The sequence below is a fragment of the Nocardioides renjunii genome (genome assembly GCF_034661175.1).
GTDB classification, from domain to species: Bacteria; Actinomycetota; Actinomycetes; order Propionibacteriales; family Nocardioidaceae; genus Nocardioides; species Nocardioides renjunii.
Genome location: NZ_CP141058.1, coordinates 1,798,035 through 1,822,888, shown reverse-complemented (window position 1 = coordinate 1,822,888; position 24,854 = coordinate 1,798,035). Strand labels below are relative to the sequence as shown.

General features: G+C 71.4%; 15 protein-coding genes. 5 read left to right on the top strand and 10 right to left on the bottom strand.

Annotation, left to right across the window (positions count from 1 at the left end; genetic code table 11):
- Positions 1-6: 6 nt before the first annotated feature.
- Entirely contained in the window at positions 7-318 is a 312-nt protein-coding gene (locus SHK17_RS08700) for a helix-turn-helix domain-containing protein (protein ID WP_438862000.1), read from the bottom strand.
- Between the two features lie 100 nt (positions 319-418).
- Positions 419-898, bottom strand: a complete 480-nt coding sequence (locus SHK17_RS08695) for a CinA family protein (RefSeq protein ID WP_322424028.1) — start codon at positions 896-898, stop codon at positions 419-421.
- A gap of 18 nt (positions 899-916) precedes the next feature.
- Between SHK17_RS08695 and SHK17_RS08690 the strand changes: the two genes are divergently transcribed.
- Positions 917-2,683, top strand: coding sequence for a glycoside hydrolase family 15 protein (locus SHK17_RS08690; RefSeq protein WP_322921769.1), 1,767 nt, complete (start codon positions 917-919; stop codon positions 2,681-2,683).
- Between the two features lie 82 nt (positions 2,684-2,765).
- Here SHK17_RS08690 and SHK17_RS08685 read toward each other — a convergent pair whose 3' ends face one another.
- The 4 genes from SHK17_RS08685 to rimO all read right to left on the bottom strand — a co-directional run bounded on the left by SHK17_RS08685 (position 2,766) and on the right by rimO (position 10,978).
- Entirely contained in the window at positions 2,766-5,099 is a 2,334-nt protein-coding gene (locus SHK17_RS08685) for a bifunctional metallophosphatase/5'-nucleotidase (RefSeq protein ID WP_322921768.1), read from the bottom strand.
- Positions 5,100-5,244: 145 nt separating this feature from the next.
- Positions 5,245-8,718 carry an ExeM/NucH family extracellular endonuclease gene (locus SHK17_RS08680; protein ID WP_322921767.1) on the bottom strand — a complete coding sequence of 1,158 codons (3,474 nt, stop codon included), beginning with the start codon at positions 8,716-8,718 and terminating at the stop codon, positions 5,245-5,247.
- 140 nt (positions 8,719-8,858) lie between these two features.
- Positions 8,859-9,497: a CDP-diacylglycerol--glycerol-3-phosphate 3-phosphatidyltransferase gene (gene pgsA / locus SHK17_RS08675; RefSeq protein WP_172273106.1), complete on the bottom strand. Its 639-nt coding sequence runs from the start codon at positions 9,495-9,497 to the stop codon at positions 8,859-8,861.
- Positions 9,494-10,978 (bottom strand): 30S ribosomal protein S12 methylthiotransferase RimO, encoded by a 1,485-nt coding sequence (rimO, locus tag SHK17_RS08670; protein ID WP_322922016.1) that lies wholly within the window; start codon positions 10,976-10,978, stop codon positions 9,494-9,496. Before rimO ends, pgsA begins: the two co-directional genes overlap by 4 nt.
- 461 nt (positions 10,979-11,439) lie before the next feature.
- Here rimO and SHK17_RS08665 point away from each other — a divergent pair, with 461 nt between their 5' ends.
- Together SHK17_RS08665 and SHK17_RS08660 are read left to right on the top strand one after the other, a co-directional pair.
- Positions 11,440-12,864 (top strand): HNH endonuclease signature motif containing protein, encoded by a 1,425-nt coding sequence (locus SHK17_RS08665; protein WP_322921766.1) that lies wholly within the window; start codon positions 11,440-11,442, stop codon positions 12,862-12,864.
- Between the two features lie 204 nt (positions 12,865-13,068).
- Positions 13,069-13,941: a phosphotransferase enzyme family protein gene (locus SHK17_RS08660; RefSeq protein ID WP_322921765.1), complete on the top strand. Its 873-nt coding sequence runs from the start codon at positions 13,069-13,071 to the stop codon at positions 13,939-13,941.
- A gap of 17 nt (positions 13,942-13,958) precedes the next feature.
- Here the strand turns inward: SHK17_RS08660 and SHK17_RS08655 are convergent, their stop codons facing one another.
- Together SHK17_RS08655 and SHK17_RS08650 are read right to left on the bottom strand one after the other, a co-directional pair.
- A complete protein-coding gene (locus SHK17_RS08655) occupies positions 13,959-15,653 on the bottom strand; it encodes a helix-turn-helix domain-containing protein (protein ID WP_322921764.1) in 1,695 nt (564 codons plus the stop codon).
- Entirely contained in the window at positions 15,653-18,301 is a 2,649-nt protein-coding gene (locus tag SHK17_RS08650) for an FtsK/SpoIIIE family DNA translocase (RefSeq protein ID WP_322921763.1), read from the bottom strand. Before SHK17_RS08650 ends, SHK17_RS08655 begins: the two co-directional genes overlap by 1 nt.
- Positions 18,302-18,538: 237 nt before the next feature.
- On the opposite strand from SHK17_RS08650, the gene SHK17_RS08645 reads away from it, so the two are divergent.
- Positions 18,539-21,973 (top strand): M4 family metallopeptidase, encoded by a 3,435-nt coding sequence (locus tag SHK17_RS08645; RefSeq protein ID WP_322921762.1) that lies wholly within the window; start codon positions 18,539-18,541, stop codon positions 21,971-21,973.
- Positions 21,974-22,062: 89 nt separating this feature from the next.
- Here the strand turns inward: SHK17_RS08645 and SHK17_RS08640 are convergent, their stop codons facing one another.
- Both SHK17_RS08640 and SHK17_RS08635 read right to left on the bottom strand, forming a co-directional pair.
- Positions 22,063-22,932, bottom strand: a complete 870-nt coding sequence (locus SHK17_RS08640) for a M56 family metallopeptidase (protein WP_322424019.1) — start codon at positions 22,930-22,932, stop codon at positions 22,063-22,065.
- A 15-nt stretch (positions 22,933-22,947) separates the two neighbouring features.
- Entirely contained in the window at positions 22,948-23,316 is a 369-nt protein-coding gene (locus SHK17_RS08635) for a BlaI/MecI/CopY family transcriptional regulator (protein WP_322424018.1), read from the bottom strand.
- Between the two features lie 87 nt (positions 23,317-23,403).
- Here SHK17_RS08635 and SHK17_RS08630 point away from each other — a divergent pair, with 87 nt between their 5' ends.
- Positions 23,404-24,852, top strand: a complete 1,449-nt coding sequence (locus tag SHK17_RS08630; protein ID WP_322921761.1) for a cytochrome ubiquinol oxidase subunit I — start codon at positions 23,404-23,406, stop codon at positions 24,850-24,852.
- Positions 24,853-24,854: the final 2 nt, after the last annotated feature.

Genomic DNA, 24,854 nt, shown 5'->3' with positions numbered 1-24,854 from the left:
CCGGCCTCAGGCGGCGGAGGCCACCACGTCGCCGGCGCGGCGCACGGCGGTGATCTGCGTGCTCGCCAGGACGGCGGCCTCCTCGAGGGCCACCGCGTCGGCGACGTCGCGCAGCACGTCGGAGAGCGGCAGGTCCATCGCCTGGCACAGCGACGCCAGCAGCTCCGACGACGCCTCCTTCTGGCCCCGCTCGATCTCGCTGATGTAGCCCAGGCTGACCCGGGCCTCGGCCGAGAGCTCCCGCAAGGTCATCCCCCGCTGCATCCGCGCACCGCGCAGCACGTCGCCGAGCAGTCGTCGGAAGAGCACCATGCGCACAGTCCTTCGTCGAGGCGGGAGGAAGTCTTCTGCCCCAACGCTACCCGAGGGCTCATTAGTCCCGCGGGCAGACGCCCAGTTGCAGCGGATCGACCCGCGCTCAGCGGACGAGCAGGCCCTCGAGGACGGACAGCACGCCTTCGCACGCACCCCGCCGGATCGTGCTCCGGTCGCCGTGCAGCGTGAGCTTGCGCGCCTCGACCGCGTCGAGGCCCGCGACGGCCACCCACACGGTGCCGGCGGGCTTGCCCTCCTGCTCGTCCGGGCCCGCGACGCCGGTGGTCGAGACGCCCCACGAGGCATCGAGCCGGGCCCGCGTCCCACGCGCCATGGCGATCGCGCACTCCTCCGACACCACGCCGTGCCGGTCCACCACGTCGGCGGGCACGTCGAGCACCGCGACCTTGACGCGCGTCGCGTAGGACACGACGCCGCCCACGAACGACCTCGAGGCGCCCGGCACGTCGGTCAGCCAGGACGAGAGCATCCCGCCCGTGAGCGACTCCGCGGTCGCGACCGTCTCGCCGCGTCGGGCCAGCTGCTCGAGCACGCGCCGCGCCAGCGCGTCGTCCGACCACATGTCGGCGACACTATCCGCATGGCACTCCCCATCGAGGACTACGCCCTCATCGGTGACAACGGCACCGCAGCGCTGGTCGGCACGGACGGCTCGATCGACTGGCTGTGCCTGCCGCGGTTCGACTCCCCCGCCTGCTTCGCCGCGCTGCTGGGCACCGAGGAGCACGGCCGCTGGCTCCTCGCGCCGGCCGACGAGGTGGTCGCCTGCAGCCGCAGGTACGTCGACGGGACTGCGCTGCTCGAGACCACCTTCACGACCGCGGACGGCGAGGTGGTGCTGCTCGACCTGATGCCGACCGGCGACGGCCGCGCGGACGTCGTACGCCGCCTGACGTGCACGCGCGGGACGGTGCGGATCCGCCACGACTGGGTCGTGCGCACCGACTACGGGAAGGTCCGCCCGTGGGTGAGCCGTGAGCACGCGCACGGCAACGAGGTCGTCGTCGCGGTGGCGGGGCCTGACAAGTTCATCCTGCGGGGCCCGCGCCTGCCCCACGGTCAGCGCGGCCACCACCGCGACGAGTTCGAGCTGTCCGCCGGCGACGAGATGACCTTCTCGACGACGTGGGTCCGCTCGTGGCGCGACGTCCCCAAGCCCCTCAGCTTCGACGAGCGCATCCGCGCGACGGCCGCCGAGCAGCAGTCGTGGTCCGAGCGCTCCCCCGGCACCGTGCCGCACGCCGACCTGGTGCGCCGCAGCCTGCTGACGCTGCTGATGATGACCCACGCCGAGACCGGCGGCATCGTGGCCGCCCCGACGACGTCGCTGCCCGAGGACTTCGGCGGCGAGCGCAACTGGGACTACCGCTTCTGCTGGCTGCGCGACGCCGCGCTGACGTTGGAGTCGCTGCTGGGCGCCGGCTACGTCGACGAGGCGCACCGGTGGCGCGAGTGGTTGCTGCGTGCCGTCGCCGGCGACCCGGCCGACCTGCAGATCATGTACACCGTCGACGGCGGTCGCGAGCTGCCGGAGCGCGAGCTGCACCACCTGCCCGGCTATGCCGGCAGCACACCGGTGCGCATCGGCAACGGAGCGGTCTCGCAGCGCCAGAACGACGTGCTGGGCGAGGTGATGATCGCCCTTGAGCTGGCTCGACGGGCGGGCGTGGAGGAGAGCCACAACTCCTGGGCGCTCCAGCGGGCGCTGGTCGACGACCTCGCCGACCACTGGGACGAGCCCGACAACGGCCTGTGGGAGATCCGCGGACCGCAGCGCCACTTCACCCACTCGCGGGTCATGGTGTGGGTGGCCTTCGACCGTGCGGTCAAGGCGGTCGAGGACCACGGGCTCGACGGCCCCCTGGAGCGGTGGCGCGAGCTGCGCGACCGGGTGCGCGACGAGGTGCTCGAGAAGGGCTTCGACAGCGCGCGCGGGACCTTCACCCAGCACTACGACACCGACGAGGTCGACGCGTCGCTGCTGACCATCCCGCTCGTCGGCTTCCTGCCGGGCGACGACTCGCGGGTGCTCGGGACGATCGACGCGGTGACGACGGACCTGATGCACTGCGGCCTGCTGCTGCGCTACCGCACCCAGACCGGCGTCGACGGCCTCTCCGGCGACGAGCACCCGTTCCTGGCGTGCTCGTTCTGGCTGGTGTCGGCGCTGGCGGCGGCGGGACGGCGCGAGCAGGCCGAGGAACTGATGGACCGGCTGTGCGACCTGGCCAACGACGTCGGCCTGCTCTCGGAGGAGTACGACCCCGACCGCCGCCGGATGGCGGGCAACTTCCCGCAGGCCTTCAGCCACCTCGCGCTCGTGCAGGCGGCGCTCGCCCTCGGGTGACGGACGCACCGGAGGCCCGGCCATCGCGGACGATGACCGGGCCTCCGCGTTCGTGCTGGGTCGTGCTGGGTGGATCAGTGCGTCACTTGCGGCGCACCTTGATCTTCACGACGGCCGTCTTGGTGCGAACCTTGTTGCTGCCGGCGTACTTCACGACGACGCGCTTGGTGCCGGTCTTGGCGAAGCGGTCGAGCTTGACCGTCGCCTTGCCGTTCTTGAGCTTGACGGTGTACTTCTTGCCGCCGACCTTGACCACGAGCTTGCCGGTCACGGCCTTGATGCCCAGGGCCGAGGCCTTGATCTTCAGGCGAGCGCGGGTCTTGCCCTTGACGATGCGACCGGGCTTGGTGCGGGCCTTGAGCTCCGCCTTGGCCTTGCGGATGTCGACCGGGAGGGTGAACGTGGTGCCGGTGGTGGGACCGGTGAAGGTCAGCAGCTGCTTGCCCTTGCGCACCTTGCCCTTGAGGGAGATCGACACGGCGGCCTTGCCGGTCTCGTCGTCCTGGGCCGTCGTCGACACGGTGTTGTCGACGGGGACCGAGGACACCGACGCGTTGCCGACCTTGACCGCGAGAGAGGCGTCCTTGGGGTCGGCCGCGGTGCTCATGGCGAGGGACGACAGGTTCAGCTTGAGGTCCTGACCGAGGCGGTAGAAGCGCGGGGCGCCGGCGGGCCAGCTGACGCCGACCTGGCGCTGGTCGGCCTTGACCGGCAGCGGGGTCGTGGCGGCCTTCGCGGCCATGTAGTCGACCATGGCCTGCAGGTCGGACTTGCCGGTGTCGCGCTTGGCGGTGGCGGCGTTGAACCCGCGGAAGTTGTCACCACCGCCGGCGAGGAACGAGTTGGCGGTCACGGAGTACTGGGTGCCCGACTCGATCGCCTTGCCGTTGAGCCACATGCCGGTGACCCGGTTGCCCTCGGGGCGGCTGGGGTCGTAGGTGGCGAAGAAGCCCTCCGAGGTGCCGAGGCGCAGGAAGGCACGGGTGGGCACGACGCCCTTGTCGTCGCGCTGCCACTGCTGCTCGAGCACCGTCTTGATCTGCGCGCCGGTCATCTTCATGTTGACCAACGTGTTGGCGAAGGGCTGCACGACGGCGGCCTGCTTGTAGGTCACGTCCGCCGGACCGGCGATGTCCTGGCGGAGGCCGCCGGGGTTCATGAACGCGATCTGCGCGGCGCCGGCCTCGGCGGTCGAGGTGGCCCAGCGGTGGACCTCGGCGACGAGGTTGCCGAGGGTGGACTCGCCACCGCGGTTCTCGGTGGTGCCGTCGGCGAGCTTGGCGCGGTTGAACGCGCCGCCCACCTTGCCGAGCACGCGGGCGCCGAGCACGTTGGCCTGGGCCTCCGCCTTGGAGACGATCTCCTGGACCGCGGCCTTGGTGGCGAGGGCGCCGGCGTCAGCCACCGTCACGGTGTTGGCGCGGACGATGTCGCCGTTCTTGAAGACGACCGTGTCGGCGACCGGGTCGACGGTGAAGACGAGGCGGTTGAGGTTGGTGCCGTACTGGCCGGCCGAGACGACCGGGCGGCCGTTGATGACGTGGTTGTAGGCCAGGTGGGTGTGGCCGGAGATGATCGCGCTGACGTCGCCGTCCACGCCGTTGACGATCCGGCCGAAGGCGTTGTCGTTGCTGCGCGCCGACGCCTCGGTGGTGTCGGGAGCACCCTCGTGCACGAGGAGCACGACGATGTCGGCGCCCTGGGCCTTGAGCCGGTCAGCGGCGGCGTTGGTCTCGGCGATGATGCTGCTGATCTTGAGGTCGGCGATGCCGGACGGGCTCACCAGCGAGGGCAGGTCCTCGGTGACGCCGCCGATGAAGCCCATCTTCACGCCGCCGGCCGTGGTGGTCCACGTGCCGCCGTCGGAGGTGTCGTTGGCATCGGGGGTGCGCGCGGTGATGTCGGGCAGGGCGTAGGAGTCGTCCGACTTCTTGCGCACGTTGGCCGCGATGTACTGCCACGCGGCGCCGCCCTCGGCGTTGCTGGTGGCGTCGTAGGGACCCATCACGCGGTTGACGAGGTCGCCGTAGCCGGCGTCGAACTCGTGGTTGCCGGCGGCGGACACGTCGAGCCCCGCGGCGTTGAGCGAGTCGATGGTCGGCTTGTCGCGCTGGATGAAGGACTCGAAGGTCGAGGCGCCGATGAGGTCGCCGCCGGCAGCGAAGACGGTGGGACCTGCGAAACCGGCCTCGAGCTGCTTGACGGCACCGGCGAACTGCGCGGCGCCGGCCTCCTGCGCACCGCTGCTCGTGTTGGGGAGGAGGCGGCCGTGGAAGTCGTTGGTGCCGAGGATCTGGATGTCGACGGGTGCGGCGTGCGCCGGCGCGGCCAGGCCGACGACGGCGAGCGGAGCTGCGAGGAGCCCCGTCAGGGAGGTCGTCAGAGCGAGTCTGCGACCGGTTCGTGATGCTGACACGAGTGGGCCTTTCGGGTGGAAGTGCGTGTGAGTCGAGTCACCATAACCCGACCGTCTGACAGTGGTGCGGCTCCCTGCGGGCAGGGGGTGTGCCGAGTGGCCCGGCCGTCCTGGCTGGACGGCCGGGCCACTCGTGCGGGGCGGCTCAGCGGCGCTTCACCTTCACGGTGACGCGGGTGCGCGCCTCCTCGGTGGTCGCGTCGCCGGAGTAGGAGACCTTCGCCTTGTAGGTGCCCGGCTTCTTGAAGGCCTTCAGCGTGATGACGGCGCGGCCCTTCTTCAGGGTCGCCCGGTAGGTCTTGCCGCCGACCTTGACGCTCACCTTGCCGGTCGGCGTGAAGCCCTGGGCGGACACGGTGATCTTGATCGTGGCCTTCTTGCCGACCTTGACCTTCTTCGGCGTGACCTTCGCCCCGAGAGTGGGGTCGGCCTTGCTCACCACGACCGTGACCGAGCCGGTGGACGGCTTGTGCCCTGCGTCGCCCGAGTAGGCGAGCGCGAGCGTGTGCGTCCCGACCGGCAGCGACTTCGCGGCCAGCGTGACCGAGCCCTGGCCCGACGCCAGCGTGGCGGAGCCCAGGACCGAAGCGCCCTTGGCGACCGTCACGGTGCCGGTGGCGGTCGCCGGGGCGACCTTCACCGTCACGGTGCCGGCCTTGCCGTAGACCACCGTGCCGGCGGAACCGGTGACGGACGTGTCCGCCACGACCGGCGGTGCCGTGGGCGCCGTCTTCCTGAAGCCCAGGATGACCGGGTCGTGGTCGGAGGACCGGTACGGGCCCGCGGCGTGGAAGTCGGTCGCGTGGTAGTTCCAGCGGCTGTACTCCAGCGCCAGCGACTCCCCGCCGTTGATGTTCCAGATGTCCGTGCCCGTCGACCGCTTGAGCGCCGCGTCGTTCACGAGGATGTGGTCCAGCGAGCCGGACAGCCCCGAGAACGAGTAGGAGAACTCGCCGTTGTCGAAGTGCTGCTCGACGTTGGTGAAGCCGGCGTCGTAGAGGATCCGCAGCGGGTCCTCCATGGCGTAGGAGTTGTAGTCGCCGCCCATCACGACCGACTGCACGCCGGTCTCGGCCTGCACGCCGGTCACCCAGTCGCGCAGCGCCGTGGCCTGCAGCTTGCGCGAGCCGTTGGACGCGCCCTGACCGTCGCCCGCGTCGGTGTCGCCCGGGTTGGGACCGGCCGAGCCCTTGGACTTGAAGTGGTTGACGACGAAGAGGAACGGGTCCCCGCCGGCGTCGCTGCGGAACACCTGGCCGACCGGCTCACGCGCGTTGTCGAACGCCTCGCCGGCGTCGCTCAGGGTGCCGAGCGCACGCGACTCGCCGATGCGGTCCACGCTGGCCGGCTTGTAGATGATCGCGTTGGTGATCACGTCCATGCCGTCGGCCGGGAGCTCGCTCGAGGACGGGTTCGCCGCCCACGTGCCGGCTCCCGCCTCGGCGTTGAGCGCGGCGACGAGGCTGTTGGTGGCCTCGTCGGGCGTCTCGCCGAGCTGCTTGGAGTTCTCGATCTCCATGAGCCCGACGACGTCGGCGTCGAGGGCGTTGATCGCCGAGACGATCTTCGACTGCTGGCGCTGGAAGTCCTGCGGGTCCCAGGCACCGCGCTGGTCGCAGCCGCCATTGACGGTGTTGCCGTCGTCGTCGCGGTCGCGGAACGGCGTGCACCCCCCGTCGCCGATGTTGTCGTCGTTGGCGTCACCGAGGGTCGTGAAGTAGTTCAGCACGTTGAACGAGGCGATCTTGAGGTCAGCGGTGCCGACCTCGTTGATCAGGGCCTCGTCCGGCGCCGCCGTACGGGTGTTCTCGAACGTCGCCGGCGAGCCGGCGTTGGTCGGACCGACCACCGTGGTGAGGGGCTGGAACCGGTAGGTCGGCGCGCTCGGCGAGCCGCCCTCGGTGAAGATGACGTCGGCGACGAACGTGGCGCGGGCGCCGACCCGGACGGGGTCCTTCGTCGAGACGTACGGCGGGGTCTGGTCGCCGTTGAGCAGGCAGCCGGTCGGCCGCGGTGCGCAGTCGGTGGCGTTGCCCGTCAGGAGGAAGTTGGTCGAGGAGCCGTCGTCGAGGACGACGCCGCGAGCCAGGTTGTCCGCCTCGGTGGCGCTGGAGGCGGCCGGGCCGGGCAGCTCCACCTCGGTGCGTTGGATCAGCGGCTTGGTGCCCTGGGCGAGCCCGACCTCACCGAAGTTGTTGGTGGAGAAGGTGTTGGTGACGGTGAAGTCGCCGGTCGGGCGGTAGCGCATGCCCTCCAGCGACTCCTTCTGCGCCGCGGCGCGCGGCCAGGTGGCGGTGGTGGTCGTCACGACGGGCGCCGGGTTCTGGCCGACGAGCGGCGTGATGTCGGCCGCCGCTGCTTCGATCTGCGTGGCGCCGGCGAACTCGGTGACGTTGCCGGTCACCTCGACGTAGTCGCCGGGGAACCCGTCGATCGAGCCACTCGGCTGGCGCACGAAGACGCCGTCGGACGCGGTGTGCGCGGCCAGGTCGATGTTGGCCGCGCCGGAGCCGGGGGTCTGGATGTAGAACCCGCGGAAGCCACCGCTCGGGTAGGTCGCGGTGACGATGCCTCGGGTGATGACCTTCTGGCCGACCAGCGGCGAGACCGCACCGGTGCCCTGCACGGCGGAGATCGGGATGAGCGTCGGCGCCGCCGTGACGGTGAAGGTGAAGGTCACGTCGTCGGTCGCAGCGGTCGGCGTGGCCGAGTCGGTGGCCGTCGCCGTGACGGTGTAGATGCCGGGCGCCGTCGGCGTCCCGGAGACCGCGCCGTTGGGGGCGACGGTGACGCCCGCCGGGAGACCGGTCGCGGACCAGGTGTAGGGCGAGGTGCCACCAGTGGCCGTCAGGGTGAACGGCGCGATCGGCACGTCGGCCTGACCCGACTTGTTGCCGGGCTGGGCGACGGTGAGCGGCCCGGCGACGGACGTCGTCGTGGGGCTGGGCGTCGCGGCGGTCGCGAAGTCGGCGGCGTTCGAGTCGGTGTCCTGGACGACCGTGCCGGCGGTCTTGCGCGAGATCGACGTGGCGTTCGTGGTCGCGGGCGCCGAGTTGCGGGTGGCCGGCGCGACGACCTCACCCTCGTAGCTGGTCGTCGTCGTCCCCCAGCCGACGAAGTCGACGACGCTGGCGTTGGAGATCGTGCCCGTGCCGGCGTCGAGCGGAGCGGTGCCGTTGACCAGGTAGACCTGACCGCCGGTGCCCGACAGGTTGAGGGTCGTGCCCGTGGTCTGCGCGTCCGGGGTGACGGGGAGCGGCTTGTCCGTCACAGTGGCGCCGGGCGCCGCCTGGACCAGGAAGTAGCCACCCGGCTGGATCGTCTTGTTCGGCAGCGAGAAGACGTTGGACGCCCCCGGCGCACCCGTGCCCGCGGCCGAGCGGTACTGGAGGCTCAGCCCGTTCACCGAGATCGCGGACGTGCTCGGGTTGTGGAGCTCGATGAAGTCGTTGGTGAAGACGGCGCCGGTATTGCCGCCGCCGCCGTAGACCTCGTTGATGACGAGGCCGGTGCCGGCGGGGTTGGCCGATGCTGCGAGGGGGGTGAATCCGGCCGCCAAGAGGGCCAGACCCGCTCCTGCCGCGATGTGGCGCGGCGAGGGGAGCGCAGGTGTGCGCATGTGTGCTCCGGGGTGTTCGGGTGGATGTGACCGACGCATCTTCACCCAGCGGGACCCCGAAAAGGGAGCCGCGGCACGACCTTTTCCTGCCAGTGTTGCCAAAAGTTCAGGCGGCCGTTTGTGGACGTGTGACCTACGTCTCAGACGGGCGCGGCGTTCCGTTGCTTGCGCACCTCGCGGACGAACTCCCAGCCCGACCACATCGTCATCGCGACGGCGCCGGCCAGCAGGACCTGGCTGACGTAGAACAGCACCTCGCCCAGGGGACCCGGCCAGAAGTCGAAGGCACCGCCGTGCGCGTCACCGTGGGGCAGGGGCCAGATCAGCCCGGACAGGGCGACGGCCTGGAGGACGGTCTTGACCTTGCCGCTCCACGCGGCCGGGATGACGACCTGCTTGAGGACGGAGAGCCGGAGCAGCGTCACGCCCCACTCGCGCAGCAGCACGATGACCGTCACCCACCACCAGACGTCGCCGACGACCGACAGGCCGATGAAGGCCATGCCGGTGATGGCCTTGTCGGCGATGGGGTCGGCGATCTTGCCGAAGTCGGTGACCAGGTCGTGCTTGCGGGCGAGGTCTCCGTCGATCTTGTCTGTGATCATCGCGACGGCGAACAGCGCGAACGCCACCCACCGCCACAGCGGGTCGTCGCCGCCGTCGTGCAGGAGCGCCCAGCCGAAGAACGGGACCATCACGATGCGCAGGGTGGTCAGCACGTTGGCGATGTTGAAGTTCGACACCTGGCGCTGCTCGGCGTGCGTCGGGTCCGTGCTCATCGGGCCGCTCCGTCCACGCACGCGACGAGGTCGACCCCGTCGGTGCCGGTGACCGTGGCGCTCAGCAGGTGGCCGACCTGCGCGTCGGCGGCGCCCAGCAGCAGCGTCGTACCGTCGACCTCGGGGCCCTGGTGGGCGGCGCGACCCTCGACGACGCCGTCCTCGACGGACTCCACGAGCACCACGACCTCCTCGCCGACGCGCTCCTCGGCCCGCTGGGCGTTGAGCTCCTCGACGAGGGCGGTGACGTGCTCGGTGCGGGCACGGATCTCGTCCTCGTCGAGCTTGAGGTGGTCGGCGAAGCCCGCCGCCTCGGTGCCGTCCTCGTCGGAGTAGCCGAAGACGCCGGTGACGTCCATCCGCGCCGCCTCGAGGAAGTCGCAGAGCACCTGCAGCTCGTCCTCGGTCTCGCCGGGGAACCCGACGATGACGTTGGACCGTACGCCGGCCAGCGGGGCCAGCGTGCGCACCTGGTCGAGCAGCCCGAGGAAGCTCTCGGGGTCGCCGAAGCGGCGCATCCGGCGCAGCACCGTGGCGCTGGCGTGCTGGAAGGACAGGTCGAAGTAGGGCACGACGCCGGGCGTCGAGGCGATCGCCTCGATGAGGCCGGGGCGGGTCTCGGCCGGTTGGAGGTAGGACACGCGGACGCGCTCGACGCCGTCGATGCCCGACAGCTCCGGCAGCAGGGTCTCCAGCAGCCTGAGGTCGCCGAGGTCCTTGCCGTAGGAGGTCGAGTTCTCGCTGACGAGGAAGAGCTCCTTGACGCCCTGCGTCGCGAGCCAGCGCGCCTCGGCGACCACGTCGCTCGGGCGGCGGCTGACGAAGGACCCACGGAAGCTCGGGATCGCGCAGAAGGTGCAGCGACGGTCGCAGCCGCTGGCGAGCTTGAGCGGCGCCATCGGGCCCGCGTCGAGCCGACGGCGTACGGCGCGGGGTCCCGTCGCGGGCGCGCCCGCGCCGATGTCGGCGAGGTCGCCCGGCTCGGCGACGAGCGTGGCGGCGGGGGTGCTGGCGTCCTGGTGGCCGGGCACCGAGATCCCGGAGGCGTCACGGTCCACCGGCGAGATGGGCAGCAGCCGCCGACGGTCCGAGGGCGTGTGGGGGTGGTGGGTCTCCCCCGCGACGATGGCGCGGAGCTTGGACGCGATGTCGGGGTAGTCGTCGAAGCCGAGGACGGCGTCGGCCTCGGGCAGCGACTCCGCGAGGTCCTTGCCGTACCTCTCGGCCAGGCAGCCCACGGCGACGACGGCCTGCGCACGCCCGCCGTTGCCGGCCGACTCCTTGAGGTCCGCGGCCTCGAGCAGCGTGTCGACGGAGTCCTTCTTGGCGGCCTCGACGAAGCCGCACGTGTTGACCAGGACGGTGTCCGCGTCCTCGGGATCCTCGACCAGCACGAACCCGCCCGCCTCGAGGCGTCCGGCGAGCTCCTCCGAGTCCACCTCGTTGCGGGCGCAGCCCAGCGTGACCACCGCGACGTTCAGCGGGGTGGGGGGCAGCTCGGTGTCAGTCGTCATCGCATCGTGAGTATGCCGTGCCCCGCCACTCCGACCCGCACCAGCGGCGCGGTGAGGCGGCTCTCACGGGGGGGCGGGGTCACCTGGGGGCGGTGTCTTGCCTCGGTCGTGTTGCTGCTCGAGCAGTCGAGCGGGATGCCACGAGACGCCCGCCCTCCTCGCTGGGCGGTTAGCCGAGCGAGGGACGAGCGAGGCGTATCGAGACCCCCCTCCTCGGTGGTCGAGTAGCCGGAGCGAGGCACGAGCGAGGCGTATCGAGACCCGCTCCCCGGTGGTCGAATAGCCGAGGAACGAGGCGTGTGGAGACCCGCTCTCATTCGGTGGTCGAGTAGCCGAGCGAGGGACGAGCAAGGCATATCGAGGACCCCTTGCACCAAGCCATCCCTGGCCACGGTCCGTTGTCGGTGGCCCGCCGTAGAATCGAACACATGATCGAGATGCTTGCAGCACACGGAGGAGCAGAGGTCGAGGACCTCTCCGCCTCCGAGCTGCTGCGAGCGCTCCGCGAACGCAAGGCGGTCGAGGACCGGGCCGCGGCCGACCAGCTCGACCTCGCCGCCCGCTGGGCCGACCTCCATCCGCCGGAGTCGATCCACACCGCCGCGGTGTTCAGCGACGGTGGCCGCTACGGCGTCGAGCACGAGGAGCCGATCGCCGGCGAGGGCTGTCCAGCGGTGGCTGAGTTCTGCATCGCCGAGCTCGGAACAGTGCTCGGCATCTCGTCGACGTCGGCGAAGCGGCTCATTGGTCACGCGCTCGAGCTGCGGCACCGGCTCCCGCGGCTGTGGGCGCAGGTCCAGGCCGGCGCGGTGCCGGCGTGGCGCGCCCGCACGGTCGCCGAAGCCACCATCCACTCGACCCCGTCCTTGTCGGTCGAGGCGGCGCGGTGGGTCGACGCCCAGGTCGCCGCTGTCGCGGGCCGGGTCGGTCCCGCGCAGCTCGACCGGCTGGTCGCGGAGACCATCAAGCGTCACGAGCTGGCCGAAGCCGACCCGACCGCCGATCCCGACGACGGCTACCTGTCGGTCGACCCGCGCCACGCGACGGTGCACGACCAGGACGTGCACTACGCCGGGACGATGCGGTTCGAGGCCGAGCTCGACATCGCGGACGCCCTCGACCTCGACCGGGCCCTCGCCCACGGCGCGGAGACGCTCAAGGCACTCGGCTCAGCAGCACCCTTGGACGCCCGACGGTCCGCAGCGCTCGGCGACCTCGCCCGCACCCAGACCGCGCTCGACCTCCACTTCCAGGGCTCGAGCGCCGCCAGGAGCGAGGACGGGTTGCCGGTTGCGCGTGAGGTGGTGCTGCACGCCCACTTCGACACCAGCCTCGACGGGCTGGACACCGTCTTCGGACCCACCGGGCGGATGGAGGAGGGCCAGCGGCTCGTCCTGCTGGAGCAGGTGAAGGGCTGGTGCGGCGACTCGCGCACCAAGGTGACCGTCAAGCCGGTCATCGACCTGAACGCCGAGCTCACGGCACCGGGCTACGACATCCCCGACCGGATCCGCGAACAAGTCATCCTGCGCGACCGCACCTGCGTGTTCCCGTGGTGCACCCGCCCAGCGAGGGCTTGCGACATCGACCACGTCGTCCCCTACGACCACGACGCCCACCCCCAGGGCCGTCCCCAGCCGGGGGCGACCGTGTCCTCGAACCTCGCACCGGAATGTCGCTGGCACCACCGCCTCAAGACCCATTCGGGCTGGCGATACGACGTGGCCGGACCCGGTGTCTACGAGTGGACCAGCCCCCACGGGCACCGCAACCGCCGCGACCGCACCGGCACCACCCGCATCGACACCCCGCCGCGCGCTGCCGACGACCCCGAGCCACCCGACCGACCATGACCCCGCCCCACACCCCGCCGACCTGACCACGGCGGGGCCATAGGTGCGCCCGGCGTCATACAGGTTGCCTGTCGCCTCACCGCACGCTGCGGTTCGCACCAGCCGCGCCGCAGAAACAGCGGGGCCATCGGCGCGCCCGCCACGACCACGGACGGACCTCCGGCCCGCAAGAGCTGAGCGAAACCGGCATGAGACGGTGCACCTGTGATCGATCCGAGCGAGCTGCTGACCCGGTTCTGGGGGCTTGAGGCGCCTCGGGTGAGGCCGCTGGACGGCGGCATGAACTCGAGCACGTGGCTCGTCGAGCACCGAGGAGCGGTCTACGTCGCCAAGCTCGTGCCGGCATCGGGGGTGGCCGCCCTGGCGGCAGGCGCCGACGTCGCCACGACGCTGGCAGCGGCCGGGTTCCTGACCGGTCGTCCCGTCCCGGCGCTCGACGGCCGCATCGTCGTCACGGAGCACGCGCTCGCGCTGCTGGAGCACGTCCCGGGTCGCGAGCTCGTCGGTGACACCGATGCCGAGCAGGAGTGGATCGCCGAGGTCCTCGCTGGTGTCCACGTGGCAAGCGAACCGGGCGTCGGACCGCACACCGCCACGTTCGCCCGGGACTGGCTCAGTCCGGCGGCGCCCGGGGTGAAGAGTCACCCGTGGCTCCTGGACGCCGTCGAGGCAGCCCGGGCCGCGACCGACTCGCTGCGCCTGACGTGGTCGGTGCTGCACACCGACCCCGCGCCCGAGGCGTTCGTCCACGACGACGAGACCCAGGTGACCGGGCTCATCGACTGGGCCGGAGCCCGACGTGGGCCGGTGCTCTACGACGTCGCGTCGGCCGTGATGTACCTCGGTGGCCCGCACGAGGCGGCGACGTTCCTCCGCGCCTACCAGGCGACGGGGCCGCTCGACCCTGCCGAGATGCAGCACCTCGACGCGTTCCGGCTCTTCCGCGAGGCCGTGCAGGGTGTCTACTTCGCGACGCGCCTGGCCTCCGACGACCTCACCGGCGACGTCGAGGTCGCCGACAACGAGAAGGGCCTCGCCGACGCGCGGCGACGACTCGAGACCCTCGGCGCCGCCTGACCCGGGCAGCGGCCGGCTCAGTCGGCGACGAACGTGCCCTGCCCGGCGGTGCCCGGCTCGCCCACCGCGCGCGCCTCGGCGCCGGCGAGCGAGACCGTCACGGCCCCGTCGGTGGACTGCACGCGCACCGGCGGCGACGCCTGGAGCTCACGGCTCTGGCCGACGGCCAGGCTTCCGCGGAAGGCGATCTCCCCGAGCGCGTCGCGCACCACGACCTTCGCGCCACCCGACGGCGCGGTGAGCACCACGGCCACCGGGTCGGCGACGGGCGCGCTGCCCGCACCCTGCGGGCCACCGGAGCCGTTGAGGACCGGCGTCGAGCCACGCAGCTCGGGCGGGGTGTCCGTCACGAGCCGCGCGATGGACCAGGCAAGCACCAGCGCCATGACGACGGCGACCAGCACCGACCAGTTGGGACCGCCACGGGTGCCGCGGATGGAGCCGTGCGCACCGGTCGCCAGCTCGGCCTCGAAGACCCGGCGCGGGTTGATCGGGGCGTGCGCGTAGCGCTCGTCGTACGACGCCAGCAGCGGGGCGACGTCGATCCCGAGCACCCGGGCCAGGGTGCGCAGGTGCCCACGGGCGTAGAAGTCGCCACCGCACGGCTCGAAGTCGTCGACCTCGACGGCCTCGATCACGTGGGGGCGGATGCGGGTCCGGTCGGCGAGCTGGTCGACCGACAGGCCGAGACGCGTACGGGCGGCAGCGAGCTCAGGGCCGATGACGGGGTCCTCGGCGGGCTCGACCTCGAAGTCGTCGAGCACCAGCGGCTCCACCGGCTCGCCCGGACGGGCGATGGCGCGGACGCGATCGCCCCACGACTGGGTCTCCTCGACGAGGCTGACCCGACCGGGGCGGCGCAGCTCGCGACCCTCGAGGTCGTCCTGCTCCGGCTCGGCGTAGTCGCGACGGACCTCCGAGCGACGGGCGGCGCCGGTCTCGCGCAGCGCGGCGGGCGTCGGGCTCGCGACGACGGGCGCCACGGGGACGTCGTCGACCGGGGCCTCGACCACCGGGGCCTCGACCACCGGGGCCTCGACCACCGGGGCCTCGACCACCGGGGCCTCGATCTCCGACGACGACTCAACCTCCGACGACGGCGCTGCCTCGGGCTCCAGCACCACGATCTGGCCGGCGTCGCGGGCGACCCGGCCCAACGCCTCGGTCAGGTCGTCACCGGCGCTCACGACACGGGTGGACAGGCCCAGCGGGACGGCGAACGGGGACCCGTGGAGCAGCCGCGAGACGCCGGCGTGCCGCTTGCCGGCGGCGGTGAGCTCGGACTCCACCAGCTCGGGGTTGTGCGGCACGACGACCAGGCGACCGTCACGCAGCAGGCCCTGGCGGGGCGTGTGCTCGACGTGGTGCACCGCGGACCACGGCAGGCCGCGCCACGTGCGGCCCAGCCGGATCCGGATGCCCTGCGCGTCGGCGACCAGCAGCGGCGTCCGGGCGTCGACCAGGCCGACGAGCCAGTAGGCGGCGAGCAGGCCCATGGCGACGACGAAGGCCCAGTCGAGGACCGAGCCGCTCTGCGTCGCGCGGGCGAAGTAGGCGATGGCGACCGCCGACGCGGTCAGGCCGACCCCGGCGGCGACGCCGGCGTGGCGACGAACCTCCACGTGGTCGGGAGCGACCGCGAGGCCCTCCCCCTCGTGCTCGTCGTGCTGGTCGTGGCCGACCCCTGTCTCGTGCACTGCTGCGGCGCCCATCAGGCTCCCCCCTCCAACGTGGCGATCACGGAATCGAGCTCATCGGGCTTCACGAGGACGTCACGGGCCTTGGAGCCCTCGCTGGGGCCCACCACCCCGCGGCTCTCCATGATGTCCATCAGGCGCCCGGCCTTCGCGAAGCCGACGCGCAGCTTGCGCTGCAGCATCGACGTCGAGCCGAACTGGGTCGAGACGACGAGCTCGATGGCCTGGACCACGAGCTCCATGTCGTCGCCGATGTCGTCGTCGAGGTCGCGCTTCGCCGAGGCCGGGGCCGTGACGTCCTCGACGTAGGTCGGCTCGAGCTGGTCCTTGCAGTGCTTGACGACCTGGTGGATCTCGGCCTCGGTGACCCACGAGCCCTGGACGCGGACCGGCTTGCTGGCCCCCATCGGCAGGAAGAGCCCGTCACCCTGTCCGACCAGCTTCTCCGCGCCCGGCTGGTCGAGGATGACCCGGCTGTCGCCGAGCGAGCTGGTGGCGAAGGCCAGCCGCGACGGCACGTTGGCCTTGATCAGGCCGGTGACGACGTCGACCGAGGGCCGCTGCGTGGCTAGCACGAGGTGGATGCCGGCCGCACGCGCGAGCTGGGTGATGCGGACGACCGAGTCCTCCACGTCGCGCGGAGAGACCATCATCAGGTCGGCGAGCTCGTCGACGATGACGAGGAGGTAGGGGTACGGCGTGACCTTGCGCTCGCTGCCCGCCGGGACCTCGACCTTGCCGGCCCGGACGGCCTTGTTGAAGTCGTCGATGTGACGGAAGCCGAAGTTGGCCAGGTCGTCGTAGCGCATGTCCATCTCGCGCACGACCCAGGCGAGCGCCTCGGCGGCCTTCTTGGGGTTGGTGATGATCGGCGTGATGAGGTGCGGCACGCCCTCGTACGCGTTCAGCTCGACCCGCTTCGGGTCGATCATGATCATCCGCACCTCGTCGGGCGTCGACCGCATCAGGATCGAGGTGATCAGCGAGTTGATGAACGACGACTTGCCGGAGCCCGTCGCACCGGCCACGAGCAGGTGCGGCATCTTGGCCATGTTGGCGACCACGAAACCGCCCTCGACGTCCTTGCCGAGGCCCGCCACCATCGGGTGGTGGTCGGCGCGGGCCGTGCCGGACCGGAGCACGTCGCCGAGGGAGACGATCTCCTTGTCGAGGTTGGGGATCTCGATGCCGATGGCGGACTTGCCGGGGATCGGGCTCAGGATCCGCACGTCGGCGGACGCCACGGCGTAGGCGATGTTCTTCGAGAGGGCGGTGACCTTCTCCACCTTCACCGCCGGGCCGAGCTCGACCTCGTAGCGGGTGACGGTTGGGCCACGGGTGTAGCCGGTGACGGTCGCGTCGATGCCGAACTCGTCCATCACCTGCATCAGCCGCTCGACGACCGCGTCGCTGGCCTTGGACCGCGCCTTGTGCGGCGAGCCCGGCTTGAGCGCGGAGTTGTCGGGCAGCGAGTACGTGATGTCGCCGGACAGGGCGAGCTGCTCGACGCGGGCGGGCAGCGGCGTGTGCGGCGGCGGCTCGACGGGGCCGGTGTCGGCGTCCTTGACGACGACGGGGGCCGGCTCGACGGCCGGCGCCACGTCGGTCGGGGCGTCGGCGAACAGGTCGATGCCGTAGTCCTCGAACGGCTCGGCGTCCTTCTTCTTGCGACGCTTCTTGAGCTCGCGGTCGGCCAGCACCGGGCTGTCGTAGGCCGGGTCGCCCATCTCGGGGTCGATCTCGTCCTGGTCGAGCATCGAGCGACGACGCGTGCGGGCGGGCCGGGTGGCGTCGTCGCCCTCCGACGCTGCCTCGGGCTCGGCCGCGGAGCGGCCCAGCGCCTTGTCGCGCAGCGCGGCGAGCTTGACCGGGACCTGGTAGACCGGCGTGGCGGTGATGATGAGGATGCCGAAGGTGCCGAGCAGCACCAGCAGCGGCACCACGACGTACGGCGTCTGCATGAGGTCGAGCAGCAGGCTCGAGGTGACGTAGCCGACCGCTCCCCCGGCCTCCTGCAGGTTGCTGGCGTCGCCGAGCACGGGCTGCGGGTTGCCGTTGGCGATGTGCACGATGCCGAGCAGGCCGAGGCCGAACGCGGCCCAGCCGATGACCTGGCGACCCACCGGACCGTTGCGCTCGGGGTCGCGGAGCGTCCGCCACCCGGCGTAGACGAGGAACAGCGGCACCAGCCAGCCGACCTTGCCGACGGCACCGGCGGTGGCCGAGCGGGCGAAGTCCATGACACCACCCGGCAGCTGCCACCACACGGCGGCGGCGACGACAAGCGCCACGCCGATCAGGAACAGCCCGGCACCGTCGCGGCGGTGCTCGGGGTCGAGGTCGCGGGCGGACCGTCCGATCGAGCGCGCGACGGCACCGACGGCGTGGGCGATGCCGAGCCAGACGGCGGCGACGCCGCGGGCGAGGGCCCCGAAGGCCCGGGAGACCGGACCGGCACCGTTGCGGACGGCGCGGGGGGCCGGACGCGCGGCGGGGCGCCGCTTGGACGCGGTGGAGCCGCTCCGCCCCCTCGACGAGGTCGAGCGAGGAGCGGGGCGCTTGCTGGTACTCCGTGATCGGGTGCTCGAGGCCTTGGTGCTGCCCTTGGTTCCGGACGTGCTCGAGCTCCGCGACCCCGGCGGGGAAGACGTACGGGTCGCCATGCCGGGAACCCTACGGGCAAGTCACACCAGCCACAGGGATCACACGGCTGCGTGTCCTGAGAACTTCGACCGCGCGTTCCGCTTCCCGGGCCCCTAGCGGCAGATCGTCCGGCGGTGGCGGATATCGGACGAAAACCGACCATGGGGTCTTCCTGACCGACCGGACAGGTGCTTATGGTGACCCGGGTCACCCGGCCGATCGGAGCCGCGTGGCGACGAACACTGGAGGAAACACACGTGAAGCTCCTCAACAGGGGGCTTGCACTCGCAGTCGTGGGGGCCGGCCTGGCCGCTCTGCCCACGCTCGGCGCGCAAGCAACAGCGGCACCCGGTGCCGAACCTTCGCTGCTCTCGCAGCTCCGCGACCAGGCCGAGGGCTCGGTCGCCATCAGCAGGGAAGCCGCCACCGGCAAGGCGGGCTTCGTCCGCTCCAACGGCGACCTGCTCCCCGGCACGTCCGCGACCGACGCCACGAGCGCGGCCGCCAAGGCCGACACTTACCTCGACGAGTACGCCACCGTGCTCGGCGCTCGCAGCGACGAGCTCGAGCAGGTCCGAGTCGAGTCGGGACCGCTCGGCTGGACCGTCACCTACACGCAGACCTACCAGGGCGTCCCCGTCTTCGGGTCGGGCCTCAAGGCCAACCTCGACAAGCAGGGCGACCTGACCTCGGTCACCGGCTTCGCCGCGCCGGGGTTGTCCCTCAGCACGACCCCTCGTCGTAGCCGCGACGAGGCCGCGAAGGCGGCCGTGGCGATCGTCGAGGCGGCTCCGCCGATGTCCGACGCGGACACCGCGGTCGACACGTCCGGGCTGCGCGCCGACGGGGCCGAGCTCGTCGTCTACCGGAAGGGCTCCGTGAGGGGCGAGGACGGCGAGGCCGTCCTGGCCTGGCAGGTCGACGTCTCCAACGTGACCGAGGACAGCGGGACCGTCCGTGAGGTCCTGCTGCTCGACAGCACCAGCCTCAAGCCCGTCAACCGCTACTCCCGCATCCACGAGGCGCGCGACCGTCGGCTCCTGACCGTCACCGACGACGGCGACACCCCGGACGACGTCAGCGACGACACGCTCGCTCCTGTCTGGCGCGAGGGCCAGCCGCTCCCCGGCAGCCTCACCCAGGACCAGCAGAACATGGTCGCCTCGGCGGGCGAGATCTACAACCTCTACAAGAACATGTTCGGCCGCGACTCCTTCGACGGCGAGGGCGGCACCATGTACATGGTCCACAACCGCGCCGACCGGTGCCCCAACGCGTCCTGGAACGGCCAGTACACCAGCTTCTGCCCGGGCGTCTACGACGACGACACCGTCGGCCACGAGTGGAGCCACGCCTACACCGAGTACACCTCCGGCCTGATCTACCAGTGGCAGTCGGGCGCGCTGAACGAGTCGATGTCGGACGTGTTCGGCGAGACCCAGGACATCCTCAACGGCCGCGAGGACACGGGCGAGGGCGACCTGGGCGTCAAGCGCACGGCCGGCCTCTGCTCGCGCTACACCCGTGGTGAGATCGGTGCGACCATCACCGCGCCGGCGTCGGTGGCCGGCGAGTGCGAATGGGCCGTGCCCTTCCAGCACGGTCCCGTCTTCGACAAGGCCGGCGTGACGGCCGACGTCGTCGCCGGTGTGGACCCGATCGAGGTCGACGCCGCGAACAAGCCCATCGGCACCGCATCGGACGGTTGCTCCGACCTCACCAACGCGGCCGCGGTCAAGGGCAAGTGGGTCTACGTCGACCGTGGCGCCTGCATCCTCAACGACAAGGTGCAGAACGCCGTCGACGCCGGCGCGACCGGCATCGTGGTCGGCAACATCACCAACGGCTCGCCGGCTGCCGCCGGCGGCGACTTCCCGATCTACGGCCTCATGGTTGACGCCGTGGCGGCGGGCAAGATCAAGTCCGTCGGTGCGGTAACGATGACCGTCAAGGACATCGACGCGGCGGCCAAGGACGACAACGCCCGCTGGGTCCTGAGCGAGAAGTCCTCGGCCTTCGGTGGCGCGATCCGCGACATGTGGACGCCCACCTGCTACGGCGACCCGGGCAAGGTCTCGGACGCCGAGTACAAGTGCAGCACCGAGGACGGCGGCGGCGTCCACAGCAACTCCGGCGTGCCCAACCACGCCTACGCCCTGGCCGTCGACGGAGGCACCTACAACGGTCAGACCATGGCCGGCATGGGCTTCGACAAGGCGTCCAACATCTGGTGGCGCACCCAGTCGGCCTACCTCACGCCGACCTCGGACTTCACCGACCTGGCCGACGGCCTCGAGGCGTCCTGCGTCGACCTGACCGGCAAGCCGATCAACAAGGTCAGCCTCGCGGACAACGACGTGCAGCCGGCGGCGCCCATCACGGCGGCCGACTGCGCCGAGCTGGCCAAGGTCATCACGGCGACCGAGCTCCGCGCGGAGCCCGTGCAGTGCGACTTCCAGCCGCTGCTCGACCCGAAGGCCCCGTCGCTCTGCGGCGACGGCTTCGTCAACGAGGTCAGCTGGAGCGAGGACTTCGAGGACGGTCTCGCCGGCTGGACGGCCAGCAACGAGGTCGTGTTCGAGGGCGGCATCCACGAGCCGTGGCAGTCCACGTCCGTCGAGAACCACCCGGGCAAGGTCGCCTTCGGCCCGGCCCCGGACGAGGGTGCGTGCACCAACGGCGCCGGGGACTTCTCGAGCCGTGACTCCATCGCCAGCCCCGTCATCGAGGTCGGCGACGTGCTGAACCCGAAGCTCGCCTTCGACCACTCGGTCTCGACCGAGCTGGGCTACGACGGCGGCAACCTCAAGGTCAGCGTCAACGGCGGCTCGTTCGCGGCCGTGCCGGCCGAGGCGTACCTCTACAACCCGCCGACCACGTTGACCACGGCAGCCGGCGGCAACACCAACCCGCTCGCGGGTGAGGACGCCTTCACCGGCACCGACGGCGGCACCCTCGAGTCCGGCTGGGGCACCTCGGTGGTCGACCTGACGGCCCTGGGCCTCGAGTCCGGCGACACCCTGCAGATGCGCTTCGACATCGGTCGCGACGGCTGCAGCGGCGTCATCGGGTGGTCCGTGGACAACGTCAAGCTCATCGACTGCAAGCTGCCGACCAAGCTGGTCGCGGTGCGCAAGCCCGAGCCGACCACCTACGGCACCGCCTCCTCGGTCGACGTCACCGTCAGCCGCGACGGCAGTGTTGGCTCGGCGCCCACGGGCCAGGTCAAGGTGACCGACGCCAAGGGCCAGGTCCTCGGCAGCGCCGACCTGGACGCCAACGGCAAGGCCACGGTGGCTCTCCCGGCAGACCTGCCGGTGGGCGCCAACAAGCTGACCGCGACCTACTCCGGCAGCCGCACCCAGGGCAAGTCGTCGGCGACGTTCACCGCGACCGTCCTCGCGGCCACCAAGGCCGACTCGAAGACCAAGGTGAAGGTCAAGCCGGCCAAGCCCGAGGCCGGCGACAAGGTCACCTTCAAGGTCACCGTCAAGGCCGACGTCGCCGTCAAGGGCAAGGTCGTCATCAAGGTCGACGGCAAGAAGGCGAAGGTCGAGCTCAAGAAGGGCAAGGCCAGCTGGACCCTCAAGAAGGGCCTGAAGGCCGGCAAGCACACGGTGAAGGTGACGTACCTCGGCTCCGACACCGTGGCCCGCAGCAAGGACACGCTGACGTTCCGGGTCACCCGCTGACCCCGAGCAGCAGCTGAGCACCACCCAGCAGCACCAGCACCATCACCGGAGGCCCCGGCGGAGCGATCCGCCGGGGCCTTCGGGCGTCCTCAGCGTGCGTCGAGGCCGCTGAGCCAGGGCAGCACGACGAGGAGCGTCGGCACGGCGAGGATCGCCGCGGCGAGCAGCATCACGCCCAGTGACTGCACCCGGTGCGGGCGAGTGTCGCGCAGCACCTCCACCCGCGCCGCCAGTGACCCGGCCGAGCCGAGCGACCCGGCGGGCGCGGTCGAGCCGGCGAGGGTGAGCAGCGCGGACGCGAGCGCCCGGCGCCCGCCCGTGCGTACGGCGGCGCGATCGGCGAGCACCTCCACCAGCACCTCCACCTCGTGCCGGGCCGCCGCGCTGGCCACCCAACGCGGGAAGGCGCGGTGCAGCACGGCGAACGCCTCGAGCACCAGGTCGTGGCGTGAGCGCAGGTGCGAGCGCTCGTGCTCCAGCACCGCGGCCAGCTCGTCGGCCGAGAGGCTGGTCAGGGTCGAGCGCGACACGACGATGCGCGACCCGCTCATGCCCGGCACGCAGTAGGCCACGGGGAGGTCGTGCTCGAGCACCGACACTCCCCCGTCCGTCCTGGCGAGCAGGTCCACGCGCTCGCGGTGCACCCGGCGCGTGCGCCGCAGCGCCGTGCCAGTGCGGTGCGCGCTCAGCAGGAGCCGGGCGGTCACCACCACCGTGACCGCACCGGCCACGGCGGCGACGACGACGTCGACCGCGGCGACGGGCGGCTCCCACAGCCTGTCGGTCGCCAGTGAGAGCCCCGCACCGAGGGCCGCGAGCACCGCGGCCAGCGCCGTGCTCTGCCACAGCAGCATGGCCGCGGCCGGCGTACGCCTCAGCCCCGACCAGCGCGACAGCGCCCACGGGACCGGCCCGGCGAGCAGCACGGCGAGCGCGCCGAGGACGAGCGGCGTGAGCACGGCCGGCCGACCGCGTCAGTCCATCTCGGCGAGGGCACGGCGCAGGGCCGCGAGGTCCTCGGCGCTGGCCTCGCCGACGAACGAGACGAGGGCCTGGTCCCGGTCGGCGCCGGTGCCCTCCAGCGCCTCGTGCATGAGCTCGGCGGTCATCGCGGCGCGGGTCAGCCGCGGCGCGTAGCGGAAGGCGCGCCCGTCCCGCTCGCGCACGACGACGTCCTTGCCGACCAGCCGGTCGAGCACGGTCATCACGGTCGTGTAGGCCAGGTCGCGGTCACCGAGGCGCTCGTGCACCTCGCGACCGCTGGCGCCGCGCGACGTGTCGAGCTCCCACAGCGCGTCGAGGACCGCCTGTTCCAGCTCACCCATCCGTGACCGAGGACTCATGCCCCGGAGTCTAGGCGGTGCTGCGCCGAACTACTACACGGAGTAGTATTTACTACAGGATGTAGTAATCGCGCCGAAGGGATTCCCATGGACGTGCTCGACATCGCCCGGTGGCAGTTCGGGATCATCACCGTCTACCACTTCCTGTTCGTGCCGCTGACGATCGGGCTCACCGCCGTCATCGCCGGGCTCGAGACCGCCTGGGTGCGGACCGGCAGGGAGGACTACCTCCGGCTGACCAAGTTCTTCGGCAAGCTCTTCCTCATCAACTTCGCCATCGGTGTGGTGACCGGCATCGTGCAGGAGTTCCAGTTCGGGATGAACTGGTCGGACTACTCGCGCTTCGTGGGCGACGTGTTCGGCGCACCCCTCGCGATCGAGGGGCTGCTCGCCTTCTTCCTCGAGTCGACCTTCCTCGGCCTCTGGATCTTCGGCTGGGACAAGCTCCCGCGCGGGCTGCACGCCGGCTGCATGTGGCTGGTGCACCTCGGCACGCTCGCCTCGTCGTGGTTCATCCTCGCCGCGAACTCGTGGATGCAGCACCCCGTCGGCTACCGCTTCAACCCCGAGTCGGGTCGCGCCGAGCTGACCGACTTCTGGGCGGTGATGTTCAACAAGGTCCAGGTCGTGACGTTCCCGCACGTGATCTTCGCGGCCTACATGACCGCCGGCGCCTTCCTCCTCGGCGTCTCGGCCTACCTCTACATGAGCAAGCGCCACGAGGCCGACCGGCCGATGTACCACCGCGCGATCCGCATCGGTGCGGTCGTGACGCTGCTGGCCGGCCTCGGCGTCGGGATCACCGGCGACCTGCAGGGCAAGGTGATGACCGAGGTGCAGCCGATGAAGATGGCCGCCGCGGAGGGCCTCTACGAGACCAGCGAGGGCTGCGCCCCGTTCTCGATCCTCACCATCGGCACGCCCGACGGGGAGCACGAGAAGTTCGCCCTCACCGTGCCGTGCCTGCTGTCCTTCCTCGGCACCGGCTCCTTCGACGGCACCGTCGAGGGCATCAATCCGCTCAAGGAGGAGTACGCCGAGACCTACGGCCAGCTCGACAGCGCCGACCCGGCCCAGCGCGACGGCGACTACGTCCCGATCGTCCCGGTCACCTACTGGTCCTTCCGCTTCATGATGGGCCTCGGCTTCTTCGCCGCCGGCGGCGCCGCGCTCATCCTGTGGCTCACCCGGCGAGGCCGTACGCCGGGCGTGCGCTGGCTCGGCACCCTCGGCCTGAGCCTGCCGATCGCCACCACGCTGGCCTCGTCCTGGGGGTGGATCTTCACCGAGATGGGCCGCCAGCCCTGGGTCGTCTTCGGGCTGATGACCACCGAGTCGGGGGTCTCCCCCGGAGTCTCGGTCTTCGAGGCGGCCACGTCGCTGGTCGTCCTCACCGCGCTGTACGCCGTCCTCGCCGTGGTCGAGGTGAAGCTGCTCGTGACCTACGTCCGCAAGGGCGCCGACCCCTTCGAGGAGCCTCCCCGGGTGAAGGTCGGCGGCTCCGACGAGGACGCCCCGCTCACCTTCGCCTACTGACG

Bases quoted from the DNA above. Each gene is read 5' to 3' on its own strand.
- SHK17_RS08630 (WP_322921761.1), top strand. From the start codon at position 23,404: ATGGACGTGCTCGACATCGCCCGGTGGCAGTTCGGGATCATCACCGTC.
- SHK17_RS08695 (WP_322424028.1), bottom strand. From the start codon at position 898: ATGTGGTCGGACGACGCGCTGGCGCGGCGCGTGCTCGAGCAGCTGGCC.
- SHK17_RS08635 (WP_322424018.1), bottom strand. From the start codon at position 23,316: ATGAGTCCTCGGTCACGGATGGGTGAGCTGGAACAGGCGGTCCTCGAC.
- SHK17_RS08665 (WP_322921766.1), top strand. From the start codon at position 11,440: ATGATCGAGATGCTTGCAGCACACGGAGGAGCAGAGGTCGAGGACCTC.
- SHK17_RS08655 (WP_322921764.1), bottom strand. From the start codon at position 15,653: ATGGGCGCCGCAGCAGTGCACGAGACAGGGGTCGGCCACGACCAGCAC.
- pgsA (WP_172273106.1), bottom strand. From the start codon at position 9,497: ATGAGCACGGACCCGACGCACGCCGAGCAGCGCCAGGTGTCGAACTTC.
- SHK17_RS08680 (WP_322921767.1), bottom strand. From the start codon at position 8,718: ATGCGCACACCTGCGCTCCCCTCGCCGCGCCACATCGCGGCAGGAGCG.
- SHK17_RS08690 (WP_322921769.1), top strand. From the start codon at position 917: ATGGCACTCCCCATCGAGGACTACGCCCTCATCGGTGACAACGGCACC.
- SHK17_RS08650 (WP_322921763.1), bottom strand. From the start codon at position 18,301: ATGGCGACCCGTACGTCTTCCCCGCCGGGGTCGCGGAGCTCGAGCACG.